General features: G+C 53.8%; 4 protein-coding genes. 1 reads left to right on the top strand and 3 read right to left on the bottom strand.

The window, feature by feature from the left end; translation table 11 throughout:
• Window positions 1–80: 80 nt before the first annotated feature.
• Window positions 81–1,283 carry a multidrug effflux MFS transporter gene (locus WMO23_RS10410; RefSeq protein WP_349174015.1) on the bottom strand — a complete coding sequence of 401 codons (1,203 nt, stop codon included), beginning with the start codon at window positions 1,281–1,283 and terminating at the stop codon, window positions 81–83.
• Between the two features lies 1 nt (window position 1,284).
• Window positions 1,285–1,947 carry an HAD family hydrolase gene (locus tag WMO23_RS10415; protein WP_292107843.1) on the bottom strand — a complete coding sequence of 221 codons (663 nt, stop codon included), beginning with the start codon at window positions 1,945–1,947 and terminating at the stop codon, window positions 1,285–1,287.
• Window positions 1,948–2,182: 235 nt separating this feature from the next.
• On the opposite strand from WMO23_RS10415, the gene WMO23_RS10420 reads away from it, so the two are divergent.
• Window positions 2,183–3,361: a cation diffusion facilitator family transporter gene (locus tag WMO23_RS10420; RefSeq protein ID WP_292106339.1), complete on the top strand. Its 1,179-nt coding sequence runs from the start codon at window positions 2,183–2,185 to the stop codon at window positions 3,359–3,361.
• A gap of 170 nt (window positions 3,362–3,531) precedes the next feature.
• Here the strand turns inward: WMO23_RS10420 and WMO23_RS10425 are convergent, their stop codons facing one another.
• Entirely contained in the window at window positions 3,532–7,011 is a 3,480-nt protein-coding gene (locus tag WMO23_RS10425) for a DNA polymerase III subunit alpha (protein WP_020311533.1), read from the bottom strand.
• Window positions 7,012–7,552: the final 541 nt, after the last annotated feature.

Below are 7,552 nucleotides of genomic sequence, written 5' to 3' on the forward strand. Positions count from 1 at the left end.
ACGCCCGCTCACACAAATCAAGTTTACAAGTATCTCGCATATCCCCGGCGGGCTCGCCACGTGCGAGCCCCTACAAAGGATCAATGTTCTTTTCTATGTCGCGGATAGATCAAGGCATAGAAGGCCAGGAGGGCGCCGATTTCGCCGATGACCATGACGATGCCCATGGGGATGGCCGTATGGTCTCCGGCGATGCCGACGACTGGGGCCATGACGGCGCCGCTGATCATGGAGAAGAAGCCGATGAGGGCCGACGCACTGCCGGCGCTGCGTCCCTGGTCCTGCATGGCCATGGAGAAACTGCTGGTACTCATCATGGACAGCGTCGATACGGTCAAGAAGAGAATGACCATGATGACCGGCAGCGGCATGCCGGTACTGAAGGCTGCCAGCAGGGCCACGCTGCCGACAGCGGCCAGACACAGGGAAAACCGAAGGAGTTTCCAGTCAGCAATGCGGCCTGTCAACCGGCCCGTAACGGCACCGTTGATCATGAGGCCGACACCATTGATGCCAAAGATGAGGCTGAAAGCCTGAGCTGATACGCCGTAGACGTTCTGGAAAACAAAGGATGATCCGGAAATATAGGCAAAAAAGGCGGCAAAGGAAAAGCACTGCATGATACAATGCCCCATAAAATAAGGCTGACGGAACAGGGCCGTAAAGCTCTTCATACTGGCTGCCATGCCGCCGGATACGCGGCGCCGCTGCGGCAGTGTTTCACGCATCAAACCGGCCGATACGGTCAGGATCAGCCCGACAATGGCAATAAAGAGGAAGACGCCTTCCCACGGGGCAAAGCGCAGGATCTGGCCGCCGATGACGGGAGCCAGAATCGGTGCAATCCCATTGACCAGCATGAGCATGGCAAAGAGCCGCGTCAAGGCGCTGCCCTTGCAGATGTCGCGGGCAATGGCCCGGGACAGGACGATACCGGCACCACCGGCACAGCCCTGGATGAGCCGGAAGATGAGGAAGACCTGAATGGACGGCGACCAAATACAGCCCACCGTCGACAAGGTAAAGATCGCCATGCCGACCATCAAGGGCAGGCGGCGCCCCTTATCATCACTGATAGGGCCGACGGCGATCTGCCCCAGCGCCATGCCGGTCATAGAGGCCGTCAAAGTCAGCTGGATGACAGACGGCGTCACGCCAAAGGCCGTCATCATCGACGGCAGGGCTGGCAGATACATATCCGTCGACAGCGGTGCAATAGCTGCCAGCATCCCTAAAAATACGGTCATGAGCAAAAGCCAGAGGCTTCGCTTTGTCTGTGTCATATTATGAATCCCCTTTCGCCAGCAGTCCTGGAACTTCTTCCAGGCTGTAGCAACATGTCCAGGCCAGGTCTTGTACGTCTTTGGGAATAGTAATTAAATCGGGGATCCAGATAGACGGGATTCCCGCAGCATGGGCGGCCAGGATGCCACTCTCTGAATCTTCCAATACTAATGCCTGGTCCGGTGAAACACGGGCTTTGTCGCAGGCCATGAGGAACACATCCGGATCCGGCTTGCCATGGGCCGCTTCTTCCCCGCTCTGGACGACGGAAAAGAAGGGAGCTACACCCGTTTTATCTAATAAATATTCAATCAGTGTCCGCGGTGATGACGAAGCGACGGCGCAGGCAATCCCTTTTTCCCGGGCATAGTGCAGGACGTGGAGCAGGCCCGGCTTGATGGGAATAGCATGGCTGCGGTAATATTCCAGCTGCAAGGCCACCTTTTCCCGACAAATATCGTCATAGGGATAATCCGGACCGAAGGCGTCATCACAAATAGCACGGATGCGCAGATTGTCCCGTCCCAGCATGCGGTCGAACACCGAGCGGTCCAGGTCAAAACCATACCGGGCTGATACGTCCCGCCAACAGCGATAAGAAATGGGTTCCGTATCAAACATGGTCCCATCCATATCAAAAATAAGTGCTTTTCGTATATCCATACATCCTCCCCATCATATACTTTATGAGCTTATTATTCTTCAATCACTATTCTATTATATAAAAAAATAAAGTAATTGCAATTCTTCCCAGCAAAATACTCAATAACTATTCCCATTTTCGATAATATTATGATTTTTTTGCATTTCTTTTATTCTCAATTTCTTTCTCGTTATTACTTGTATCTCGCCCTATCTCTGCTATAATGAAGGGAATCAGAAAGCTGGGTGATTTCATATGATCGAATTCATTATCCGCCGCTTCATCAAGAACTATGAGGATACCGATGACAAACACGTCCGTGAACAATACAGTATCCTCGGCGGCATCTTAGGCATTATTTGTAACCTCTTCCTCTTTGTCAGCAAATTCCTCGTCGGCATGATGAGCAACAGCATCGGTATCTTGTCCGATGCCTTCAACAACCTGACCGACATGTGTTCGTCATTCATTTCCATCATCAGTGCCAAATTGAGCAACCGACCGCCAGACAAGGAACATCCCTTCGGCCACGGCCGCTTTGAATACCTGGCATCGCTGACCATTTCCATCATCATCCTCGTCGTCGGCTACAAGCTCTGCGAAACGTCGATTGGCAAATTCTTTGAACCAGAAGACATGGAATTCTCCTATTGGAGCATCGGCGTCCTCATCATCTCCATCGCCGTCAAGGTCTGGATGTGCATCTATAACCGCTATATCGGCAAGAAAATCAATTCCGGCGTCAACGATGCGACGGCTGCCGACAGCATTACCGATGCCATCGCCACGACGGGCGTCCTGGTCGCTACCATTGCCCAGCAGTTCACGACGCTGCCCATCGACGCCGCTGCCGGCACGGCCATCGGCCTGATGATCATGTACGCCGGCTACGGCATTGCCAAAGACGTCATTAACATTCTCCTGGGCAAGGCGCCGGACCCGGAACTCATCCGGGGCATCGTAGCGACTGCTTTGAATTGTCCCCACGTCGTCGGCGTCCACGACATCCGCATCCACGACTACGGCCCGGGCCGCATGTTCGGCTCGATTCACGCCGAAGTCCCGGACAAGGCTGACCTCGTCGAAGTCCACGCCGCCTTAGACGTCCTGGAAGACGAATTGCAGGACAAGTACCATATGGAAGTCAATATCCACATGGACCCGCTCTGCACAGACATCCACAAAATCAACGACGTCCGCCACGTCCTGGATAAGATCGTCCACGAAAAATATCCCCGTTATCATACGGACCACCTGCGCATCACCTCAGGCCATGCCCGGCTCAATGTCATCTGTGACATCCACATCCCGCCGGCAGAATATAACGTCGAAAACATCGCCCGCATCCGCCGCGACATCAACGACTGCATGCGAAAATACAACGATAAATACCGCGTCGTCCTGGCCAAAATCATGGCTGATCCGGGGAAATGACAAAAAGAGGCTGTCGCATTAAGACAGCCTCTTTTTGAGTTTTAAGTTTGTAGTTTTTAGTTTGCAGCAAATGGTAAAAAATTTAAAACCAGCTTCTACAAACTACAAACTCCATACTACAAACTATGAAGCAAAGGAACCTCGCATGATGACAGAAGCCTTCATACGCCTCACTGCACGACCAGGGACCGCGGTTCCAGCATGGCCTGCAGTTTTTGCCGCAGGTCTTCTGTCGTTTCTACCCAATATTTTTCATTAGTCAAGATGGTCTTGCGGCTGCCCATGAGGTGGAAGTAAACCTTGACCGGTCCCGGATGTTGTTCCAGGACCTGGCCGATGCGGCCGGCCAAATCGGTCCGTTCCAAGTGGGCCGGGATCTTGATGAATAATTTGGCGCCCATACCGGGATGCCAATAGTCGCCAGCCTGGCGGGCTGCTGCCGGCGATACGGCAGCGGGCTGCACGGGTTCTCCCTTTTCCTGGTCCAGCGGTTTCACTTCTTCGGCCAGAATCTGGATGCTGTCGTCGTTGATGTCGGCCCGGCCGCGGATGGCGACGGCCATATCGACGGCGACGGCCTGCTGATAGCGGGCATAGGTCTTAGGGAAGACGACGACCGATACGGCATGGGTGAAGTCTTCGACGGTGATGATGGCCATTTGTTCATTGCGCTTGGTCATGACCTGCTTCTTGGCCGTAATCAGGCCGCCGATGCGCATCATCTTGCCATCGTACTGCCGCCCGTCTTCCCCATAGAGGACCGACAAGGGCGTCAATTTCTTCATAATGTCCTTATATTTATTGAGGGGATGGCCACTGAAATAAAAACCATCGTATTCCTTTTCCATGGCCAGGCGCATTTCGATGGGATATTCCTCGATATCCGGATATTCCAGTTCCGTCATGACATCTTCGGCATCGTCGAAGAGCCCCATCTGACCCGACGCGTAGTCCTTCTGACTGAGGGACCCCATGGCGATGGCCTGGTCGATGACGGCCATGAGTTGGGACCGCTTCTTGCCAAAAGAATCCATAGCCCCGCATTTGATGAGGCTTTCCAGGGCCCGCTTGTTGACGATATGGTAATCGACGCGGCTGCAGAAATCGCCGAGCGATGTGAATGGTCCGCCCTCTTCGCGGGCCTTGACGATGGCTTCGATGGCGTTGGCGCCAACGCTCTTGACGCCGGACAGGCCAAAGCGGATGGCCCCGTCCTGGACGGAGAACATGGATATGCTGGCATTGACGTCAGGCGACAGGACCTGGACGCCGTGACGGCGGCACTCTGCGACGTAGTAACTGATTTTACTGACATCGTTGATCATGCTGGTCATAGTCGCTGCCATGAATTCCGGCCGATAATGGGCCTTGAGGTACGCCGTCTGCCAGGCTACGTAGGCATAAGCTGCCGAATGGGACTTGTTGAAACCATAGCCGGCGAAATAGACCATGAGGTCGAATACCTTGTTGGCAATGTCGTCGGGAATGGCGTTCTTTCGCGTCCCTTCCAGGAAATTAGCCCGCTGGGCGACCAGGATGGATTCCTTTTTCTTGCCCATGGCGCGGCGCAGCAAATCAGCTTGTCCCAAGGAAAAGCCGCCCATGACCGAGGCGATCTGCATGACCTGTTCCTGGTAGAGGATGACGCCATATGTATCCTTGAGGATCGGTTCCAGCAGCGGGTGCAGGTAGGTGACTTTCTTTTCACCGTGACTGCCCTTGATGAAATCATCGACCATGCCGCTGCCCAAAGGCCCCGGACGGTAGAGGGCGACGAGCGGGATCATGTCTTCAAAGTGCCTCGGCGCCAGTTCCTTGACCAGGTTGGTAATGCCCGATGATTCCATCTGGAAGACACCGGCCGTATCGCCTTCGGTCAGGAGCCGGCACGTTTCCGGGTCATCCAGGGGAATGGCATTGATGTCCAGGTCGATGCCGTGGTCCTTTTTGATCATCTTGACGGCATCACCGATGACGGTCAGCGTCCGCAAGCCCAGGAAGTCCATTTTGAGCAGGCCCAGTTCTTCGACCAGGTCCTTTTCGTACTGTGTCGTCAAATCGCCTTCCTTGGAATGTTGGACCGGCACGTAGTCGTCGACAGGAGCCGCCGAGATGACGACGCCCGCTGCGTGAGTCGATGAATGGCGGACCAGGCCTTCCAGGGATTTACCGAAATCGACGAGGCGGTGGACCGTCGCATTCTGTTCATATTCCTCGCGGAATTCCTTGCTCATCTTCAGGGCCTTGTCGAGGGTCATGCCCAATTCGTTAGGCACCATCTTGACGATGCGGTTCACTTCACTCAAGGGGATGTCGAGGACGCGGCCGACATCACGCAGGACGGCTTTGGCCGCCAAGGTCCCGAAAGTGATGATCTGCGAGACGTGGTCGACACCGTATTTCCGGGTAACGTAATCGATGACGCGGCCCCGGTTTTCATAACAGAAGTCCATGTCGATATCCGGCATAGTGACGCGTTCCGGGTTGAGGAATCGTTCAAAGAGGAGGTCGTACTTGAGCGGGTCCAGACCGGTAATGCCCAGCAAATACGCGACGACCGAGCCCGCTGCCGAGCCGCGGCCCGGCCCGACGGGGATTTCATGGTCCCTGGCGTATTTGACATAGTCCCAGACGATGAGGAAGTACGACGGGAATCCCATAGTGTCGATGACACCCAATTCATAGTCCAGCCGTTTGCGGACTTCCGGCGTAATGGGGTCATATTTTTCCGGCAGGGCCTGCTCGCAGAGCTTGCGCAGATAGGACGAATCCGTTTCCCCCTTGGGTACGGGGAACTGCGGCAGATGGCGCTCACTGAAAGAAATCTCGACGTTGCACTTATCGGCGATTTCCAGCGTCGTATCCAGGGCTTCGGGCATGTCGGCAAAGAGGTCGGCCATTTCGTCACCGCTCTTCATATAAAATTCATTATTATAAAAACGGAAATGCGACGGGTCATCGAGAGTACTGCCCGTAGAAATACAGAGCTTGACCTCCTGGGCAGCTGCATCGCTGGGGTCGATGTAATGATAATCGTTGGTAGCCACCAGCTTTAGGCCATATTCCTGGGACCAGCGCTTGAATACCGTGCGGACAACTTTTTCTTCCGGAATCCCATGGTTCTGGACTTCCAAGTAAAAATCATCCTTGCCAAAAATCGAAACCAGCCGGTCCAAAGTCCGCTTGGCCCCTTCTTCATTGTGATTGAGGATATCCTGCTGGATGTGGCCTTCGATGCAGGCACTCATGGCGATGAGGCCTTCATGATACTGTTCGAGCAAATCGTAGTCGACGCGGGGCTTATGGTAATTATTTTCCCCATCGACAAAACCTTTGGACACGATTTTGATGAGGTTGTGGTAACCCTTATTGTCTTTGGCCAGCAAAATCAAGTGACAGAGCCGTTCTTTCGTCTTCTTTTCAAAACGGCTGCCCCGGGTCATATACACTTCACACCCCAGAATCGGCTTGATGCCTTGGGCTACGGCTTCCTTATACAGATAAATGACACCGTACATATTGCCATGATCCGTAATCGCCACAGCCGGCATATTCAGCTCCTTGGCACGCTTCACCATATCGGGAATCTTGCACAAGCCGTCGAACAAACTGTATTGAGTATGGACATGCAAATGAACAAAAGGCCGCATCCAAAAAATCCTCCTTCAAAAAAATCGCTAATGAGATAAAGTTATCCGTAATAGGGTATTATACCACATTAGCGATAAGATTGTTAAGGGGGACATAAGACGCCGGCCGCAGGCCGCAGTTCGCAGGCCGCCTTGGACTCAGATGCCGCTACGCGGCAACAAACTCAGAATGACGACATCGCCTCGAGTGACCCTCGGCTCGTGGAAAAAATTGTGGCTCGTGACTCGTGGTTCGTTGTTCGTAAAAACCTGCTATTATACTCAAATAGGTTGTGGTCAAATCTCTCTAGTGAGCTCGTCCTCTACTGCGGTCCGTTTCAGCAGCCGTCTTACCAGCCCTTACAGTCATGACCTGACGTGCTGAAAAGGCACGTGCGAGCCCCTACAGATACCCGAATAGATTATGAGTGAACGTACTCCCGCCTATAGAGGCGGGAGCTTCCTGCTTCAACGAGAACAGCGCCACTGACTCCAAAGAGTTGCGGCGGCTTACACTCTCTCCACAGGCGTAGATTCCCGTGCGCCCCACGGTATTTTATGG

Source organism: Megasphaera intestinihominis (genome assembly GCF_040096415.1).
In the GTDB taxonomy this organism is placed as follows: domain Bacteria; phylum Bacillota; class Negativicutes; order Veillonellales; family Megasphaeraceae; genus Megasphaera; species Megasphaera intestinihominis.

What these genes read in the sequence shown, in the direction of transcription:
- WMO23_RS10410 (WP_349174015.1), bottom strand. Translation starts at nt 1,283, where the DNA reads ATGACACAGACAAAGCGAAGCCTCTGGCTTTTGCTCATGACCGTATTT.
- WMO23_RS10415 (WP_292107843.1), bottom strand. Translation starts at nt 1,947, where the DNA reads ATGGATATACGAAAAGCACTTATTTTTGATATGGATGGGACCATGTTT.
- WMO23_RS10420 (WP_292106339.1), top strand. Translation starts at nt 2,183, where the DNA reads ATGATCGAATTCATTATCCGCCGCTTCATCAAGAACTATGAGGATACC.
- WMO23_RS10425 (WP_020311533.1), bottom strand. Translation starts at nt 7,011, where the DNA reads ATGCGGCCTTTTGTTCATTTGCATGTCCATACTCAATACAGTTTGTTC.